The organism is Microbacterium sp. 3J1, from assembly GCF_001049495.1.
Lineage (GTDB): Bacteria > Actinomycetota > Actinomycetes > Actinomycetales > Microbacteriaceae > Microbacterium.
Genome location: NZ_CDWI01000011.1, coordinates 995,027 through 1,013,092, shown reverse-complemented (window position 1 = coordinate 1,013,092; position 18,066 = coordinate 995,027). Strand labels below are relative to the sequence as shown.

At 67.9% G+C, this 18,066-nt stretch carries 17 protein-coding genes; 12 read left to right on the top strand and 5 right to left on the bottom strand.

What is annotated here, in order from left to right; translation table 11 throughout:
* Window positions 1–15: 15 nt before the first annotated feature.
* Genes BN2660_RS13935 through BN2660_RS13925 form a run of 3 tightly spaced genes read left to right on the top strand, consistent with a single transcriptional unit; the run spans window position 16 to window position 2,915 of the window.
* Complete coding sequence (locus BN2660_RS13935) at window positions 16–1,368, top strand: MFS transporter (protein WP_091233237.1); 1,353 nt, start codon at window positions 16–18, stop codon at window positions 1,366–1,368.
* Window positions 1,369–1,404: 36 nt separating this feature from the next.
* Window positions 1,405–2,163: an SGNH/GDSL hydrolase family protein gene (locus tag BN2660_RS13930; protein WP_091233234.1), complete on the top strand. Its 759-nt coding sequence runs from the start codon at window positions 1,405–1,407 to the stop codon at window positions 2,161–2,163.
* Entirely contained in the window at window positions 2,136–2,915 is a 780-nt protein-coding gene (locus BN2660_RS13925; protein ID WP_091233231.1) for a formylglycine-generating enzyme family protein, read from the top strand. Before BN2660_RS13930 ends, BN2660_RS13925 begins: the two co-directional genes overlap by 28 nt.
* Before the next feature lie 38 nt (window positions 2,916–2,953).
* On the opposite strand, the gene BN2660_RS13920 is transcribed toward BN2660_RS13925, so the two are convergent.
* Complete coding sequence (locus BN2660_RS13920; RefSeq protein ID WP_091233228.1) at window positions 2,954–3,379, bottom strand: GNAT family N-acetyltransferase; 426 nt, start codon at window positions 3,377–3,379, stop codon at window positions 2,954–2,956.
* A gap of 20 nt (window positions 3,380–3,399) precedes the next feature.
* Window positions 3,400–4,725: an MFS transporter gene (locus BN2660_RS13915; protein ID WP_091233225.1), complete on the bottom strand. Its 1,326-nt coding sequence runs from the start codon at window positions 4,723–4,725 to the stop codon at window positions 3,400–3,402.
* 148 nt (window positions 4,726–4,873) lie between these two features.
* Between BN2660_RS13915 and BN2660_RS13910 the strand changes: the two genes are divergently transcribed.
* Window positions 4,874–5,968: an ATP-binding protein gene (locus BN2660_RS13910; protein ID WP_091233221.1), complete on the top strand. Its 1,095-nt coding sequence runs from the start codon at window positions 4,874–4,876 to the stop codon at window positions 5,966–5,968.
* Here the strand turns inward: BN2660_RS13910 and BN2660_RS13905 are convergent.
* Window positions 5,937–7,043, bottom strand: coding sequence for an AI-2E family transporter (locus BN2660_RS13905; RefSeq protein WP_255305175.1), 1,107 nt, complete (start codon window positions 7,041–7,043; stop codon window positions 5,937–5,939). The genes BN2660_RS13910 and BN2660_RS13905 overlap by 32 nt on opposite strands.
* Before the next feature lie 215 nt (window positions 7,044–7,258).
* Here BN2660_RS13905 and BN2660_RS13900 point away from each other — a divergent pair, with 215 nt between their 5' ends.
* Together BN2660_RS13900 and BN2660_RS13895 are read left to right on the top strand one after the other, a co-directional pair.
* Window positions 7,259–7,837 carry a hypothetical protein gene (locus tag BN2660_RS13900; RefSeq protein ID WP_255305174.1) on the top strand — a complete coding sequence of 193 codons (579 nt, stop codon included), beginning with the start codon at window positions 7,259–7,261 and terminating at the stop codon, window positions 7,835–7,837.
* Between the two features lie 97 nt (window positions 7,838–7,934).
* Window positions 7,935–10,493 (top strand): LuxR C-terminal-related transcriptional regulator, encoded by a 2,559-nt coding sequence (locus BN2660_RS13895; RefSeq protein ID WP_091233216.1) that lies wholly within the window; start codon window positions 7,935–7,937, stop codon window positions 10,491–10,493.
* Window positions 10,494–10,512: 19 nt separating this feature from the next.
* Here the strand turns inward: BN2660_RS13895 and BN2660_RS13890 are convergent, their stop codons facing one another.
* Window positions 10,513–10,947, bottom strand: coding sequence for a DUF6325 family protein (locus tag BN2660_RS13890; RefSeq protein WP_091233213.1), 435 nt, complete (start codon window positions 10,945–10,947; stop codon window positions 10,513–10,515).
* A gap of 22 nt (window positions 10,948–10,969) precedes the next feature.
* On the bottom strand, window positions 10,970–11,356 hold the full coding sequence (locus tag BN2660_RS13885; protein ID WP_091233210.1) for an SHOCT domain-containing protein: 387 nt from the start codon (window positions 11,354–11,356) through the stop codon (window positions 10,970–10,972).
* Between the two features lie 207 nt (window positions 11,357–11,563).
* Here BN2660_RS13885 and BN2660_RS13880 point away from each other — a divergent pair, with 207 nt between their 5' ends.
* From BN2660_RS13880 to BN2660_RS13855, 6 genes are all read left to right on the top strand, one after another.
* Window positions 11,564–13,261, top strand: coding sequence for a SulP family inorganic anion transporter (locus BN2660_RS13880; RefSeq protein ID WP_091233208.1), 1,698 nt, complete (start codon window positions 11,564–11,566; stop codon window positions 13,259–13,261).
* Window positions 13,254–13,685 (top strand): DUF6325 family protein, encoded by a 432-nt coding sequence (locus BN2660_RS13875; protein WP_091233205.1) that lies wholly within the window; start codon window positions 13,254–13,256, stop codon window positions 13,683–13,685. Before BN2660_RS13880 ends, BN2660_RS13875 begins: the two co-directional genes overlap by 8 nt.
* Before the next feature lie 3 nt (window positions 13,686–13,688).
* The gene (locus tag BN2660_RS13870) at window positions 13,689–14,027 is read left to right on the top strand and encodes an SHOCT domain-containing protein (RefSeq protein WP_091233202.1); all 339 of its coding nucleotides are present in this window, start codon (window positions 13,689–13,691) and stop codon (window positions 14,025–14,027) included.
* Window positions 14,028–14,174: 147 nt separating this feature from the next.
* Complete coding sequence (locus BN2660_RS13865) at window positions 14,175–15,641, top strand: hypothetical protein (RefSeq protein WP_176697198.1); 1,467 nt, start codon at window positions 14,175–14,177, stop codon at window positions 15,639–15,641.
* A 6-nt stretch (window positions 15,642–15,647) separates the two neighbouring features.
* Window positions 15,648–16,364: a GAP family protein gene (locus BN2660_RS13860; RefSeq protein ID WP_091233199.1), complete on the top strand. Its 717-nt coding sequence runs from the start codon at window positions 15,648–15,650 to the stop codon at window positions 16,362–16,364.
* Complete coding sequence (locus tag BN2660_RS13855) at window positions 16,361–18,049, top strand: SulP family inorganic anion transporter (RefSeq protein WP_218054117.1); 1,689 nt, start codon at window positions 16,361–16,363, stop codon at window positions 18,047–18,049. Before BN2660_RS13860 ends, BN2660_RS13855 begins: the two co-directional genes overlap by 4 nt.
* The last annotated feature ends 17 nt before the right edge of the window (window positions 18,050–18,066 follow it).

Genomic DNA, 18,066 nt, shown 5'->3' with positions numbered 1-18,066 from the left:
CCCTAACATGAAGTCATGGCCAACACCTCGTTGCCGAGCCGTGCCTCGCTCGCCGGGCGCCTCGACGATCTGCCGTTCACGCGGCGCCACCTCCGGCTGCTCACCGGATCGGGGGTCGGATGGGCGCTCGATGCCATGGACGTCGGACTCATCTCGTTCATCCTCGCCGCCCTCACCCAGCAGTGGGGGCTCTCGAAGACGGACGCCGGATGGATCGCATCCGTCGGCTTCATCGGCATGGCGCTCGGCGCGACGCTGGGCGGTCTGCTCGCCGACCGTCTCGGCCGTCGACAGGTGTTCGCCCTCACCCTGCTCGTGTACGGCGTGGCGACGGGCGCCAGCGCACTCGTCAGCGGGATCGCCGCGCTCCTCGCGCTGCGGTTCCTGGTCGGGCTGGGCCTCGGAGCCGAGCTGCCGGTGGCGTCGACGTATGTGAGCGAGTTCGCACCCGCTCGGATGCGTGGCCGGCTGATCGTGATCCTCGAGGCCTTCTGGGCGGTGGGGTGGACCGCCGCGGCGCTCATCGCGTACTTCGTCATCCCCGCCTCCGCGGACGGCTGGCGCTGGGCCTTCGCGCTCGGTGCCATCCCGGCCGTCTACGCCCTGATCGTCCGCTGGGGTCTGCCGGAATCGCCGCGCTGGCTCGCCTCGCGAGGAAGGATCGCGGAGGCGGATCGGATCGTCTCGACCTTCGAAGCGGATGCCGGGGTCGAACCCGCTCCTGCGATCCGGCGGGAACCCGCGTCGCGTGCGATGGCGGTGACCTCGAGGGCGCGCCTGACATCACTCTGGAACGCCGAGTTCCGCGTGCGCACGGCCTGTCTCTGGGTCGTGTGGCTGTGCGTGAACTTCGCGTATTACGGCGCTTTCATCTGGATCCCGAGCATCCTCGTCGACGCCGGGTTCGATCTCGTGCGGTCGTTCGGGTTCACACTCATCATCACGCTGGCCCAGCTGCCGGGTTATGCCGTCGCGGCCTGGCTCATCGAGGTGTGGGGGAGGCGGACGACGCTCTCGGTCTTCCTCGTCGGCTCCGCCGCATCCGCGGTCTTCTTCGGAACGTCCACCGCCGAAGCGACCATCATCGCCTCGGGCATGGCTCTGTCGTTCTTCAACCTCGGCGCCTGGGGCGCCCTCTACGCCGTCACCCCCGAGATCTACCCCACCTCGCTGCGAGGAACAGGAGCCGGCTGGGCGGCCGGTGTGGGGCGCATCGCCTCGATCATCGCGCCCCTGGCGGTGCCGGTGATGCTCGTGGCCGGGGGCGCGCCGCTCGTGTTCGTCGTCTTCGGAGCGTGCTTCGTCGTCGCCGCCGCCGCCGCATGGGGTCTCGTCGACCGGGGCGGGCAGGCCCTCGATGATCGCTGAGGCCGTGATGCCCGTGGAGCGGCATAGGCTGAACCGGTGACAGACGTACGCTACGTGGCCATCGGCGATTCCTTCACGGAGGGCGTCGGCGACGTCCTTCCCGACGGACGCGAGCGGGGGTGGGCCGACCTCGTGGCGCAAGGCTGGGCCGATGCGTCGGGCCGCACCATCAGCTACGCGAACCTCGCGATCCGCGGAAAGCTCGCATGGCCGATCGTCGAGCAGCAGCTCGAACCCGCGCTCGCCCTGGGGCCCACACACCTCTCGTTCAACGGCGGAGGCAATGACATGCTGCGGCCGCGGACTGACCTCGAGCACATCGCGGATGCCTTCAGCCGCGTGCTCCGGCGGTGCGACGAGCAGGGGGTCACCGTCATCCTCCTGTCCGGCGCGAATCCGAGCGGTCAGCTGCCGATGGGGTCGCTCGTGCAGAAGCGCGGCGACCTGCTCTCCGAAGCGGTGCTCCGCCGCATCGAGGGGCGGACCGATGTGGTGCGGGCGCTCAACTGGCCGGACCGCGAGCTCGCCCAGTCGACGTACTGGTCTGAGGACCGACTGCACATGAACTCCGCCGGACACCACCGGGTCGCCGCGCGCGTGCTCCACGCGCTGGGATTCGAACCCGACGCGACGTGGTGGTCTCCGTCTGCGCTGAGCGCGGCGGGACCCGCGGGCCTGGCCTACTACCGCGAGTTCGTGGGTCCGTGGGTGCGCCGCCGTGTCACACGGACCTCCTCCGGCGACGGCCGTGCCGCGAAGTACCCGGAATGGGTGGAACGGACGCCTCGGGCGTGACGGACATCGAGCTGCGACGGATCCCCGGCGGCCAGGTGACTCTGCATGACGCGCGTCGCGAGGTGCAGCGCTCGGTCGAGATCGAACCGTTCGAGATCGGGGTGTTCCCCATCACCGAGGAGCAGTTCGCAGAGATCCTGCCCGTTCCCTCTCGGCATCCGCGACGACCCGCCGCCGACCTGAGCTGGCTCCGTGCCGTGCACTTCTGCAACGCGGCGTCGGAGTGGGAGGGACTCGACCCCGTCTATCGTTTCGATGGCGAGCACGTCGAGTGGGACACGACCGCCGAGGGCTACCGTCTACCCACCGAAGCGGAGTGGGAGCTCGCCTGCCGCGCAGGGTCCACAGGTCCGCACTACGCTCCGCTCGCCGAGGCCGCGTGGACCGGCGCCGATGGTGTCACCTCGCCGCAGGACGTCGGCGGCAAGCTGCCGAACCTGGACGGGCTCTTCGACATGCTCGGCAACGTCTGGGAGTGGTGCTGGGATCTGCTCGACCCCGCCCGCTACGACGACTACCGCGTCTTCCGAGGAGGAGGGTTCGCCGACGATTCCTGGAGCGTCCGGGCGTCGGTGCGTCGGGGCGGTGGTCCGCGGATGCACCACGAGGACGTCGGGCTGAGGGTGGCCAGAGGCGCGTTCGACGCCGCCGGCCAAGCCCAGGGCTGGTCCGCTCAGGCGGATCGCGAACGGGCTGCGTTCGACGGCCCGGTGCCGTTCGGATGGACGCCGATGCGCGGAGCGCGGCGCTGAGACACCCGAACCGCCACCGGCCATCGCTCGATCGACGATCAGGGTCGCTGCATCTGTCGGATCATGTAGCGGCTCGGTCCCGAGGGCTCCGCGAACCCGTACTTCTCGTACAGTCCGTCGGCCGTGCTCGTGGCGAGCATGATCCTCTTGACCGTCGAACCGTGCTGGAGGTCGTCGATGACTCCCTCGACCAGCACTCGTCCGACACCGCTCCCGCGCGTCGCCTCCTCGACGAACACGTCGCACAGCCAGGCGAACGTCACCCCGTCGGTGACGACACGCGCATAGGCCACCTGGCGGTTCTCGGCGTCACGGACCGAATAGTTGCGCGACGCGTCGATCGCCGCATCCTGAACCGCCCTGGTCCGCCCCTTCGCCCAGTAGGCCTCTTCGCTGAGCCACCGGTGCACCAGCTCGCGATCGATCAGGGCACGGTCGTTCGAGAAGGTGTAGACGGGACGCATGCGCCTCATCCTACGAGCAGTCAGCGCCGGCGATCGGGGTCCAGTCCCATGCGGATCCGCGTGCGCTTGCGCTCCACGACGATGAAGACGACTCCGAGTAGCCAGAGCGGGATCGGCGTGAGGAACGCGACGCGGAAGGCCTCGAACGAGTAGGTCTCCGGCGTTCCCGCGCCCTGCAGGTCGAGCGCCAGCCCGATGAGGAATATCGCGATGAGCGCGGCGATGAAGCCTCCCGCGTTCGTGACACCGGTCGCCGTGCTGAGGCGGTGCGACGGGTTGTGCGTGCGCGCGTGGTCGAAGGCGATCATGCTGGCCGGTCCGCCGGTCGCGAGCGCGACCGCGAGCCCGTAGAGCAGCCAGAGCGGTGCGGGCCCCGGGAGCGCGATGACCGTCACCCAGGCGATCAGCTGCACTCCGACGGCGGGCAGGACGAGGGCGAGCGAACGGTGATTCGGCAGTCGTCGTGAGAGGTCGCCGATGATCGGGCCGAGGGCCATGCCTGCGACGACGTAGACCGAGATGATCCCGGCCGCATGGGCCGTGTCGAACCCCTGTGCGGCGGTGAGGAAAGGCATGCCCCAGAGCAGGATGAAGGCGGTGCCCGCGAAGGGGGTCGTGAAGTGAGACCAGAATGCCAGACGCGTCCCGGGGTGCGCCCACGCGGCTCTGATCCCTACGCCGGTGTCGATCGAGGAGGTCACCACGCGGATGACGCCGGTGTCGGTGTCGACCGTGACATCGGCTCCGCGCTCGATCGGGTGATTGCGGATCAGCAACCAGACGAGCACAGTGAACAGCACGCCGAGCCCTGCGATACTGCCGAACGTGATGGTCCAGCTGGTCGCGTGCAGCAGAGCGGCCAGAGGGACGAGCGCGATCAGCTGCCCGGCCTGACCGATGATGCCGGTGAACTGCACCATGATGGGCCCGCGCTGCGCGGGGAACCAGGTGGCCACGAGACGGAGGACGGCGGGGAAGATGGCCGCATCGCCCGCACCGAGCAGGATGCGCGCGAAGATCGCGATCCCGATGCTGGGCGAGACGGCCATGGTGAGCTGTCCGGCCGCCATCAGCAGCATCCCGATGGTCATGATGGGTCGCGATCCGTAGCGGTCCAGGAGGATGCCGATCGGGATCTGCATCCCGCCGTATACCGCCAGCTGCACCACGGCGAAGAGGGCCAGAGTGGAGGCGTCGGCCTGGAAGCGATCGGCCGCATCGACGCCTACGGCGCCGAGGGAGGTGCGGTTCGTGATCGCGAGAACGTACGCCGCGACGCCCACGGACCAGATCAGCCAGGCTCTCCACCCCGGCGACGAGAGGGGGGAGGGGGAGTCCTGCTGCACCCCTCAACGCTACTCCTGCTGCAGGACCTCGCCGATCGCGGCTGCACTCCGCGCCTCATCCTCGAGGGGTGAGGCGCGGGGTGCGATCGTGCATCGGGTCGCTAGACAGAGAGGTGCCGCAGAACCGGCCGCACCATGTGGAGGAAGCATGTCGACGCTCTCGATCGGACACACGGTGGACGAGAATCCCGCTCCCGTGCACCTCGACGCCCGACGGTTCAACCGGCATACGTTCTGGTGCGGTCAGAGCGGAAGCGGCAAGACCTACGCGCTGGGCGTCGTGCTGGAGCAGTTGCTTCTGACCACGGAGCTGCCGCTCCTGATCCTCGACCCGAACGCCGACTTCGTTCGCCTGCGCGAGACGCTCCCCACCGCAGGGAAGGCGGAGGCGGATCACCTTGCGGCCCTCGACATCCGAGTCTTCCGGTCGGGCCGGGGAGCGGAGGACGCCGTTCGCGTGCGCTACCTCGACCTCCTCACCGCGAGCAAGGCGGCTGTGCTGCAGATGGATCCGGTCCGCGATGCCGACGAGTACAACGTGCTGCTGCACAGCGAAGAGGACACACCGTGGTTCGACACGGACGAACTCCTCCGGAGCCTGAGGGATTCGGGGGATGTCACGCGTGCCCAGCTGGCGAAGCGGATGGAGAACCTGCAGGTCCTGGAATGGGATCTGTGGTCGCGAGGAGGTTCGTCGGTCAATGATGTGATCGACGAACGTCCGAGTGCGACGATCCTCGATCTCGGGGGTTTCGCTCACCCGGCGGAGCCGAAGGTCGCCGCACTCGCCGTCCTCGAGCACCTGTGGTCTCGACGCGAGGACCGTCAGCCCATTCTCGTCGTGATCGATGAGGCGCATAATCTCTGCACGCCCGAACCGGACACCGCGGTGGAGCGCAGACTCACCGAACAGCTGGTGCAGATCGCCGCCGAAGGCCGCAAGTTCGGCATCTGGCTCTTCCTCTCGACCCAGCGTCCGTCCAAGATCCACCCGAACGTGCTCTCCCAGTGCGACAACCTCGGTCTCATGCGCGTCAATGCGCCGCGCGATCTCGCCGAGCTCGCGGACGTCTTCGGATTCGCACCGGAGGCACTTCTGCGACAGGCTCAGGGCTTCACCCAGGGGCAGGCGCTCTTCGTCGGATCGTTCATCACCGACCCGACGTTCGTTCAGATGGGGTCGCGACTCACCGAGGAATCGGGCGGCGACGTCACGGTTCCGCTGCGGCAGTCCGCCCGATAGCCGTCACCTGCGACGGGTCCTCCGAAGACGCCTGGTCGTCGCCGGACAGCCACCGCCACCACGTCATGTCGGCTCTGCCTTCGAACAGCAGGGTTCTCGCGAGGAGCGTCAGCGGGACGGCGAGGATCGCCCCGACAGGGCCGATCACGAAGGTCCAGAAGACGACGGCGAAGAAGCTCACCGTCAGGCTCAGGCCGACCGCATCACTCACGAACTTCGGCTGCAGAAAGACCTGCAGCACGACATTCACGGTGCTGTAGACGGCGATCACCCCGAGGAAGAGGGGCCACCCTCCGATGGCGAGAGCCAGCACGGCGGGCGGTATCACCCCGATGACGAAGCCGATCGACGGCACGAAGTTCGTCACGAAGGCCAGGATCGCCCACACGACGGGTGCCGGGACGCCGAGCATCCAGAGGGCGAGCCCGTCGATGGTCGCGACGATCGCTCCGAACGCCCCGTTCACGAGGTAATAGCGACGGATGCTCTGATTGAGCCGCCTCGCGCGAGCGATCGTTCCCGCCCGCGATGATCCGTAGAGGTCGGCGGCACCGGCGTACCGACCCGCGTCGACGGCCATGACGACGACGTACGCGCAGACGAAGAACAGGGCGACCACGGCCGAGACGAGGGCCGATGTGGCGGTCTCGAGAATGTCGAGCAGGACGGAGAGGTCGGGCTGAGCGCCGCCGACATCGCCGTGGAAGACCGCCGCACCCCACGATCGGAGGGAGTCTCGCACATGATCGAGCGCGCCCCCGGGCCCCAGATCCGCGATCAGACCCGCGAACTGTCCCGCGGCGAGCCAGATGAGGGCACCGGCCGCGAGGACGACGCCGTAGGCGAGGACGATGATCGCCGTGGTTCCCACCCACCGGTGGCCGGCACGTCGCGCGACCGCCTCGCCGATCGGCAGGCAGATGATCACCACGACGATCGCCAGCGCGAGCGGCGCCACGACGCTGCGCGCCAGATGCACCCCGAGGAGGACGAGAACCGCGCACCCGAGAGAGACGAGAGCTCCGGAACCCGACCGGAGACGCCTCTCCGCTGCACCCCTCGGAGACTGGATCACGTGCTCAGAGTAGCTGCGCGCGTGGCGAGTCACGCGAGTCGCCTCTCGGCCGTCACCCTCTCAGGGTGATCAGCCGTGCCCGCCTGTCGCGCACAGTCTTCGGGTCACCCGCCCCGGGTGACTCGCGGACCTCACCGAGTGGCGCGCCACCGAAGAATGAAGAGATGGCGACGGACCGACCAGTACATGACCCGAAACCACGACGTCTCGTCGAGGTGACCACAGTCGTGATCCTCTCCCTGACGGCGGTGCTCACGGCATGGAGCGGATTCGAGGCATCCAAGTGGGGAGGAGAGATGTCGATCGCGTTCAGCCAGGCGTCCAGCGCGCGCATACAGGCGGCATCCGCACAGGGGGAGGCGCAGGCGGCGCGCCAGTACGACCTGAGCATCTATACCCAGTGGGTGCTCGCACAGGCCGATGGCGACGAGGCACTGTCCCAGTACATCGAGGAGCGCTTCTCCGACGCGTTCGCGGTCGCGTTCGACGCGTGGGACGACGGCGGCAGGACCGAGTCCGGACCGTTCGCGATGGAGGAGTACGTCCCGCCCGGAACCACGGAGGCCGCTGAGTTCGCCGATCGCGCGGACCAGAAGTTCGAGGAGGCGTTGGTCAACAACCAGCGAGGCGACAACTACTCCCTTCTGACGGTCCTGTTCGCGCTCGTCCTGTTCTTCGCGGCTCTGTCGCAATCGCAGCGACTCAGTTGGCGGCGATACACCTTCCTCGCTCTCGCGTCGATACTCGGCGTCGCCGGAATGATCGTGCTGCTCACCTTCCCGGTCAAGATCTGACCTCGCGACACTCGCCCGGCGCGGAATGACCGCACGTGACATCGAGTGCGGCGGAGAACTCATTGAGAAAGCTCCGGTATATCGCTACCTTGGGGCCATGACGGCCGCCAGACGTCTGACCGAACACATCCCCTCCGTGCGGTTCCGGCCGCCGACCCCTCAGCCGGGCTCACTCCCACGCCCTCGACTCAGCGCCGCCATCGACGCTGCGCTCGAGAGCAGATCGGTCGCGGTGGTGAGCGCGCCGAGCGGTTACGGCAAGACGACGGCGGTCGCCGACTGGGCCGCGGCTCAGGGCGAGCCGGCGTGGTTGCTCCTCAACGCGCTGGACATCGATCAGACGCGCCTGCAGCGCGGAGTCATCGATGCCCTCTCGGCGTCCTACCGACGAGCACGCCACAGTCTGCCCCGACTCGACGATCAGATGACCCCGCGTGCGCTGTACGCCGCGCTGAGCGACGCGACCGCAGCCGCCGGCATCCGCGTGACTCTCATCGTCGACGACGCCCATCGCGCAGGGGAGCACTGGCGTCGAAGCATCCTCGGGATGCTCGTCGACCAGCCGCCGGAGATGATTCGCGTGCTGCTGATCGGAACGACCCTCCTCGACATCACGATGTCCCGGGAACGGCTGCTGCAACCGGAGATGTTCGTCGGGTCCCGAGAGCTCCGTTTCACGGCCGACGAGGTCGCGGCGTTGATGCGGACTCTGAACGACACGGCGCAGGGGCGCAGTCTCGAGCACACGAGCGTGTTCGAAGAGACGCAGGGGTGGCCGATCGCGGTGCGGATGGTCCTCATCGGCGGGCGACGGCCCGACTCGGGCGCCGCCACGGCGTCGGAGTTCCTGGGCGACTACGTTCGCGACCACATCCTCAGCGTTCTCCCGCCCGGTATCGCGGACTTCGTCCTCGATACCACCGTGTGCATCGAGCTCACCCCAGCCCTGGCGGCGGCCGTGTCGGCGCGGCCGGACGCCGCGGCGCTCCTCGACGAGTGCGTGGCGCTCGGGCTCTTCCTCGACCGCTTCTCCGGGCCTCATGGGATGGTCTATCAATGGCACAGCTCGTTCGTCCGGACGTGCGCGGACATCCGGCGAGCGGATCCGGAACGTGCGGCCGCATGCCATCGTCGAGCGGCGGCCTTCCTGGAGGACACCGACCAGTTGAGCTCCATCCAGCACTCCCTGCTCGCGGGAGACACGGACGGCGCGAGAGCAACGCTCTTCGGGCACTGGGTGGCGCTCATCATGGAGGGGAACGGAGAGGAGGTCGAGCGTGCCGTCACGCTGCTGATGCGCGACGCACCGCAGGATGCGGACCTCCCGTTCATCCTGGCCTGCGCCACCGATCTGCTCGGCGGGCATCACCTCGCTCGCGAGATCATGACGCGGGCCGAACAGGAGCCCGCCCGGACGACGGGGTCCGATCGTTCGGTGATCGCGGACATCGCACGGCTCTTCGTCTGCAACGATCCGCTTCTCGTGTCGCGCGCTGCCACACGATTGCGCGGGATGCTCGCTGCCGGCGACCCGAGGACAGCCGCCAGCAGAATCGCGATCAACACCCTGCTCGGCTGGGCGGAGATACGGATTCCCTCGAACCCGGAGCTTCCCGCGGAGTACTTCGCGTCGGCGTCACGGGAGTTCGCAGGCGAGCCGGCGTCCGCAGCATCCGTGCGCGCGTCCGGGCATCTGGCGTTCGCCCAGACGTGGGCAGGGCACCTGAGGGCGGCTGAGTCGACCCTGCGGTCCATCGGCCATCCCCACATGCCGCCGCTGTCCTCGGCCTATGCAAGCGGAAGCGCCTGGGCGGCGTCCGGCTTCGTCGCCTATTGGGCGGGCGATACCGCGCGGTGCGTGAGCGCCTACGAGGCGATACTCCAGAGCGGATTCCCCGATCCTTCCTTCTCCGCGATAGCACGGATGATGATCGCCTACAGCGTCGCAGAGACGGGAGACGGGCCGCGGAGCCGCAGGGCGGCCATAGGCATCCAGGAGATCCCGATCGAGACACTGCATGGCGTACCCTGGCACATGTTCCGCGAATCGTCGATCGCGCTCCTCGAAGAGACGAGCGGCAACCACGAACGGGCGGTTCGGATCGCGCGGAAGTATGTGCAGTGCCCGAACCTCCCGGTCGTCGCAGTCGCCATGAGCGGGATCCTGCGGCGCGACGGCAATCACGCCGAGGCTCTGCAGACCTTGCGCTCGCTCAGGCTGTTCTCAGAGGTGTCGTACGTGAAGGCGGCCACCCTCATGACTGCGGCCGTCATGCGGCGCCACGCCGGTGATCACGAGGCCGCGCACGAGCTGTGCGAGGCCGGCCTCGCCGTGGCCTCGGGCGAGAACGTGACGCTCCTGTTCGCGCACCGTGAGACGGCGATCCGCAAGCTGCTCAGCGAACACGTGCACTTCGGCAGTCAGTACGAGGACTTTATCGGGCGATGCCTGGCGTCGGAGGGGAGCGGATCCCTCGTCGCGGTCCTGTCGGAGCGGGAGCGTGACGTCTTCCGGCAACTGCAGACCTCCCGGACACTGCCCGAGATCGCGGATGAGCTCGAGCTCTCGATCAACACCGTCAAGACTCATCAGCGTGCGATCTACCGGAAGCTCGGCGTCACCTCTCGTCGGGAGGCTGTGCACACGACCGTGTGAGTGGGGGAGAGGCGAGCAGTCAGGGCGCCTCCGTCGTCGCAGCGGTCAGCCAGACGGAGTTCGCGTGGGAGGCGGTGATCGGCTGCGCGGAGAGAACGTCCGCTCCGTGCCTCCTGAGCTCCGACGAGAATCGTTCGAGCCACGTCGGCTCGACCAGGATCAGTGCCGCGGTGCCGTTCACGGGAAGGTCGGCGCAGAGCGTCATCGCGTCCTCCCGACTCACCAGGCCGGGTACCCCTGGTCGCAGTCCGGCGAGGCCGAAGGTCTGCTCGTCGATCTCGACGTAGTCGAAGCTACCCGGCTGTCGGTTCCGACGGACGATGAGGAAGTCGACGAGCCGCAGCACGCCGCATTCGACCTGTTGCAGCAGCGCCTCGAGCACGGCCGGGCGGGGGCGGTCGCTGTCGAGGCGCACGACGAGCACGACGACGTCGTGGAGTGCACGATCCGACATGGCGGCTGCCCCCTGCACCGACTCAGCTGAGCGCGCGGGCCTTGATGGATGCGAACTCCTCGTTCGTGATCGCACCCGAGGCCAGGAGCTTGGAGGCCTTGTCGATCTCGTCGCTGGGGCTCGCTCCGGCGACGGATCGGATGTACGAATCCGTGGCTTCCCGGTTCTGCTGCACCGCGGACGCGCCCCGCTCCGCCATCCCTCCACCACGGGCGATGAGGTAGACCAGAGCCGTCAGGAACGGGACGAAGACCAGGAAGAGCATCCAGGCGGCCTTGGCCCACCCGTTCAGGGCATGGTCGCGGAAGATGTCGGCGATGATGCCGAACAGCACCATGAGGTAGGAAACGAACACGAACGCCCAGAGGAACCACCACATGATGGCCCAGAAGCTTTCCCAGATGGACACGACTACTCCTAACGGTCGAGGTATTGCGTGGTGCGATCGTGGCATCGTGTCGTTGCGGCCGGGGCCGAGCCTCACCCTCAGCGGGCGACCGAGTGGCCGGTGCCTGACGCTCACCCCGTTGGGGTGATCGTGCCGGTGCGGGCGCACCACCGGATGCGAGCATGAGGGCAGTTCGCCACGTGGGGCGAGGAGGCCGGAGGTCACGACGTGCAGAAACCGTTGGTCGGTGTCACTCGTCAGAACCTCGTGCGTGAACTGACCGCGGGCGTCACGCTGCTCGCTATCGCGATCCCGCTCAACATCGGCTATGCCCAGATCGCCGGTCTGCCTGCGACCGCAGGACTGTACGCGCTGGTCATCCCGACGATCCTGTACGTCCTCGTCGTCTCCTCGCGACAGGTCGTGGCCTCTCCCGACGCAGCCGCGGCGGCGCTCGTCGCCTCGTCGATCGGGGGACTGGCCGCAGCGGGATCCGAGGACTACCTCACGCTGGCACTCGCCCAGGCGATCATCTGCGGAGTGATGTTCATCCTTCTGTCCGTGTTCAGACTCGGCTTCCTCGCGAACTTCCTCTCCAAGCCGATCCTGATCGGATTCGTCGGCGGACTGGCCCTGGACATCCTCGTCTCCCAGATCGCCAAGATGCTCGGCGTGTCGATCGATTCCGGCGGAGAGTTCGTGGAGAAGGTCGCGGATCTCGTGAGCGGGATCGGCACCCTCAACGGATGGTCGCTGATGATCTCGGTGGTCTCCGTCACGATCCTGCTTCTCGGGAAGAATCTGCTGAGGGCGGTGCCGTGGGCACTCGTGGTCATGGTCGTCGCGACCGTCGTCGTGCTGATGACCGGGTTGGACGAGCGGGGCGTCGCCGTGCTCGGAGAGGTCCCGGCAGGGCCACCCACCCTGACATGGCCGGTGATCGATTGGCAGACCTGGTTGCTCCTGGTGCCGTCCGCGATGGCCCTCACGATGGTCACGACAGCCGAGGGGCTCCTCGTCGCTCGTTCCTACGGCGAGAAGCGTCACTACGCCACGAGTCCCAATCGGGATCTGTTCGCATTCGGCGTCGCCAACATCGCGGCCGGCGCGCAAGGCAGTTTCGCCGTCGGGTCGTCGACGAGCCGCACAGCGGCGATGGACCAGGCGGGATCCCGCACGCAGCTCCCGTCGCTGGTGCTGGCGGGCGGCACTCTCCTGCTGCTGCTCTTCGGGACGGGACTGCTGGAGGACATCCCCTCGCCCGCCATCGGCGCGATCGTCGGCGTCGCGATCCTGCCGCTGCTGGGAATCGGCGAGTTCCGGACGCTCTGGAAGCTCGACCGGTTCGAGTTCGTCATCGGAGCCGTGTGCTTCCTCGTGACGCTGTTCGTCGGGTCGATACCCGGCATCCTGATCGCCTTCGTGCTCGCGTTGATCAACATCGCCCGCCGAGCGTCGAACCCCGCGATCGATATCCTCTCGGCCGAGAACGAACCGTCTGCCTCGCTGCTGGAGGACGCTCCGCCCGGAAAGGTGACGGCGCCCGGCGTTCTGGTGATCCGGATGGCTGCGCCGCTGTTCTTCGCGAACGGGGACGTGTTCGCCTCCGCCGTCCGTTCCGCTGTGCAAGCGGCGGGCTCCGGCGCGGTGCGACACGTGGTGATCGACATGGAGGCAGTGACCGACGCCGACGTCACCGCAGCAGAGTCATTCGAGAGCCTCGCGGACTGGCTGGCTGCGAGAGGGCTGACGCTCTCGTTCAGCCGCCTGCGGCCTGCCGCACGACCGCGATTCGAGACCCTCGGCCTCTTGGGCGACCGAGAGGTGTTCGAGACCAATCGGGCCGCAGTCGCGGCGCTGACCGAACGTCAGGGGTCGTCGCCGGCCTCCGGGCGACAGGAGAGAGAGGCATCTACACATGACTGATTTTCAGTACGGCCCTGCCGAGTTCTATCTCGTGGGCTTCGACGGGGTCGTCCCCGACGAAGGGACTTTCGCCGCTCTGCGGGACCTGATCGACAGCGGCACGGTGCGCCTGTTGGACTTCGTCGTCATCACGAAGTCCGAGGACGGCGCGGTGGACATCCAGGCGATCGACGAACAATCGGCGACCGCCCTCGAGGGAGTGGAGGTCTTCGCTTCCGGGTTGGCCGGCGAGGAGGACATCCTCACGTTGGCCGCGAACGTGCCTGCCGGTCGGTCAGCGGCGATCGTCGTGCTCGAGCTGACGTATGCGCGCGAACTGGCCCGGAAGTTGAACAGTGCCGGGGGAGAGGTCCTGCGGACGGAGCGGATCGCGGCGCCCGTCGTGAACGCACTGATGGAGATCCTTGAACAAGAAGGGGAATGAGACATGCCATTGAGAAGATTCGGCCGACCGGGGCTCATCGGGCTCGCCGCGCGTACAGCTGTCGTCGCCGGCACGGCATCCGCTGTGCAGGGCGCTGCGACGAGGAATCAGCAGCGTCGTGCAGAGGGCCAGTACGAGCAGCAGCAGTACGAGGCCGCACAACAGCAGGCACAGGTGGATGCGGCGGCGCAGCAGGCTGCGGCACAGTATGCACCGGCCGCCGCTCCGGACAACTCTGGTGACGACATGGTGACCAAGCTTCAACAGCTCGCTTCGCTGCGGGACTCGGGAGTCCTCTCCGATGCCGAGTTCGCCGCCGCCAAGCAGAAGATCCTCGGCTGATCGGACGCGAGAACCCGGGGGACGGGAGGAGCTCTCCTATGGATGCGATAGTGATCGCCGGCATCGCGCTGGCCGCCGTCGCAGTGGTCATGGCCGTCATCGCCGTCATCACTGCGGTCCTCATGGCGCAGAGACGGAGACGATGAGATGCAGGCGAAGGATTCACCACCCGCAGCGGCCCCCGACGACGACGCACAGGCGAGAGCGATTGAAGACCTGAGGTCGAGGATCCGCTCTCTGGAAGAGGAGAACTCCGCACTCCGATCACCGCGGCAGCGTCGCTTCTCCGGGCGCAGCGTGACCGCCGGGGCGATGCTCGCCCTGGCGGTACTGCTCGCCCCCATCGCAGCGGTCGGCACCTGGGCCCGTATCCAGCTCGTCGAGACCGAGCAGTTCGTGGCGTCCTTCGCCCCGCTCGCCGAAGATCCGGACGTGCAGGACTTCATCTCCGACCAGGTCATCGATGCGATCGATGATCAGCTGGACGTCGAGGCGTTGGTCGGCGACGTCTTCGACGGCATCCGCGACCTCGATCTCGCTCCGAGAGCGGAAGCCGCCCTGACGATCCTGGAGACTCCGGCGGCCCAGGGGATCTCCTCGTTGATAGACAGCATCGTGCGCGACCTCGTGGCCTCGGAACAGTTCGCCGCCATCTGGACCGAGGCTTTGAGGTTCACCCACGACCGCGCCGTCGCGGTGATGCAGAGCGACCCCGACATCGCCATCCAGCTCGACGGCGGCGGGGTGATCTCCATCGACCTCGGTGTCGTCGTCGAGCGGGCGAAGGAGGAACTCGCAGATCGTGGGGTCGGCTTCGCCGATCTCATCCCGATCGTCGACAGGTCGATCCCGATCGCGCAGGCAGACGCCCTGGTACTGGTCCGCACCATCTATCAGATCGCGGTGGCGACCGGATTCTGGTTGCCGTGGCTCATCGTCGCGCTCACGTTCGGGGGCATCCTCCTGTCCCGGGACCGCCTTCGAGCAACGGTCCGGACGAGCATCGGTTTCGCACTCGTCTTCGGGCTGCTGGCCGGCGGGATCGTGATCGGCGGAACCGTGTTCATCTCCGCGGTGAGCCCGGCGATCATGCCTGCGGAAGCCGCGAGCGTGGTGTTCTCTCAGATCTCCGAGGCGTTGCAGAGCACCGCCGTGGCTCTGACCCTCGGTGCCGTGGTGGCGGCACTGTGGGCGTGGCTGAGCGGTTCCGGTCGCGCGGCCACCACGACCAGGGCTGTCGTCGGAAGCGGCTTCGCGTCGGTCCGGAGTCTCTGGGAGCGCCGAGGAGTCACCACCGGACGGCTCGGGGTGGCCGTCGAGAGATCCAGGCCCGTGATCGTGGTGGTGGCCGCCATCCTCGCGGTGATGGTTCTGATCGCGAACCGACCGGTCTCCGCGGGCTCGGTCATCGGGGTCTCTCTCGGCCTGCTCGGGCTGATCGTGGTTCTCGAGCTGCTGCGCCGCCCCGAAACGGACGCCACTCACGGCGAGGACCCCCTCCCGGGGACGGACGCCGTGCCGGGGACGGACTCCGTGCCGGGGACGGACTCTGTGCCGGGGACGAACTCCGTGCAGCGCGAGACGTCGTCCGCATCACCGGTCCACCGCGGGTGACGACTGATGATCCCGACCGTCTGGCAGCTCGTCCCCGTCGCTCTCGGAGTGATGGCGAGCCCGGTGGCGGTCATGGCTCTGATCGGCATCCTCCTGTCCCGCGATGCGCGGCGCATCGGAACCGCGTATCTCCTCGGATGGGTGCTCTGCTCCAGTGTTCTGACCGTCGTGAGCGTCATCGGATTCCGCGCGGCAGGAGCGTCGGGCGCCTATCGTCAGGCCGAGTGGGTGCCCATCGTCCACGCTGTCGTCGGCGTCGTCTGCGTCGGGGGCGCGGTCTGGACGTTCGCGCGCTCCAGAAGGGTCGTGGCGGAAGTGGCGGGCGCTCACACACCCGGAGAAGTGGTGCATGCGGCCCCGCAGCTCCCCGGGATCGTGCGATCGGTGGAGGGCTACACGCCTCGACGGGCCTTCCTCCTCGGTCTCGCCATCTTCCTCAGCCCCATGAACATCGCGCTCGTCGCTGCGGCCGGGATCGAGATCGTCATCGCTGACCTCCCACCACGCCAGGCCGTTCCCACGATGATCGGCTTCGTCGTGGCGTCTGCGGCGCCCGTGGCCATTCCCGTCTTCACGGTGCTCGCACGGGGTGACGGCGCGGATCCGCTCCTCACGCGGCTTCGCTCGTGGATGCTCCGCCACAACGGGTACCTGAGCGCGGGGATCTTCGCGGCGGTGGGGATGCTGCAGCTCTTCAGGGCCGTCCAGGGCTGGCTCGCGTGAACCTGCGTCGTTCCTGGCGGCGCTACCGGAAGCGCTTCGGTTCGCGCGCCACGCTTCGACAGGATCTGCGAGCCGGAGTGGTCCTCGGTGTGGAGAGCATCCCCGACGGCCTGGCGGCAGGAGTGCTCGCGGGCGTCAATCCGCTGTTCGGGCTCAATGCGTACATCGTCGGGACACTCGCCGGTGCGTTGACGACGGGATCGGTTCTCATGACGGTCCAAGCGACAGGGGCGATGGCCGTCATCATCGGAGACGTGCCACAGGTGCACGGCGAGGGCTCGGCGACAGCGATCGCCACTCTCACGGTCATGGCGGGCATCGTGATGCTCGGTCTGGGCCTCGCGGGAGCGGGGAGCCTGGTCCGCTTCATTCCGAGCGCCGTGCTCTTCGGCTTCGTGAACGCTGTTGCGGTGAACATCGTCCTCAGCCAGATCGAGAATCTCACGGGCTACCAGAGCGACGCAGGATCCCGTATCGGCCGCGCGGGGGACACCCTCCTCCATCTGCCGCAGGTGAGCTGGTGGTCGCTGCTCGTCGGACTCCTCACCGTCGCGCTCATCCTGCTGTTGGAGAGAACGCCTCTCGGGGCCCTCTCGATGGTGGTCGCGATCATCGCAGGATCGCTGGTCGCCTTTCTGCTGCCGGACGGTGCTGTCGCCACGATCGGGGAGGTCGCGACGATAGAACGGCAGCTTCCGTCCCTCACCTGGCCGAGTCTGCTCCTGGCGTTCGACCTGATCGTCCCTGCTCTGTCGCTCGCTCTCGTCGGCCTCGTGCAGGGGGCGGCGATCTCGGGGTCCGTGCCCAATCCCGACGGCCGATATCCCAGCGCCTCGGCGGACTTCCGAGGTCAGGGAGTCGCGAACATCGCCAGCGGCATGCTGCAGGGTATTCCGGTCGGCGGGTCGATGTCGGCCACGGCTCTCGTCGCCACGGCCGGAGCCCGAACGGCGACGGCGAACGTCTTCGCCGCCATGGTCATGATCGCGACGGTGCTGATCTTCGCCCCGCTGATCGGCTACATCGCGATGCCGGCTCTCGCGGGACTGCTGATCGTGGTCGGAGTCCGCAGTGTCAAGGTCGCTCAGATCGCTCTGGTCTTCAGGACGGGCACCGTGCAGGCGGGGATCTTCCTCGTGACGTTCGTGCTCACGTTGTTCATCCCGCTCCAATACGCCGTTCTCGCGGGAGTGGGACTCGCGGTCGTCCTGCACATCGCGCGCCAGTCCAACCGCGTCAGAGTCACGAGGTGGGAGTTCGACGCGGGGGAGACGCGTCCTCGTGAACTCCCCGCGCCCGAGTCGATCGGACCGCGAGAGATCGTGGTGCTGAACCCCTACGGCGCGTTGTTCTTCGCCTCGTCCGAGGCGTTTCGCGCACAGCTGCCCGATGCCGGTGAGGACGCCCACCAGTCGTACGTCATCGTTCGGCTCCGCGGCACCGATGAGCTCGGCGTGACCTTCCTCACGATGCTCCGAAAGTACTCCGCCGACCTGGCCGCCGTCGGTGCGACGCTCATGGTCGCCGGGGTCGGGGAGCGCGTGGTCTCCCAGTTGCGCATGACGGGCCTCAGCGAGGAGATCGGCCGCGAAAACGTCTTCCCCGCAGAGGCGCGCGTCGGCGATGCCGTCCTCCGCGCCCGTGCCGAGGCGGTGAGGCGCCAGGCCGAGGCCGGCGTGGAGTGACGCTCCGCCCTCACCTC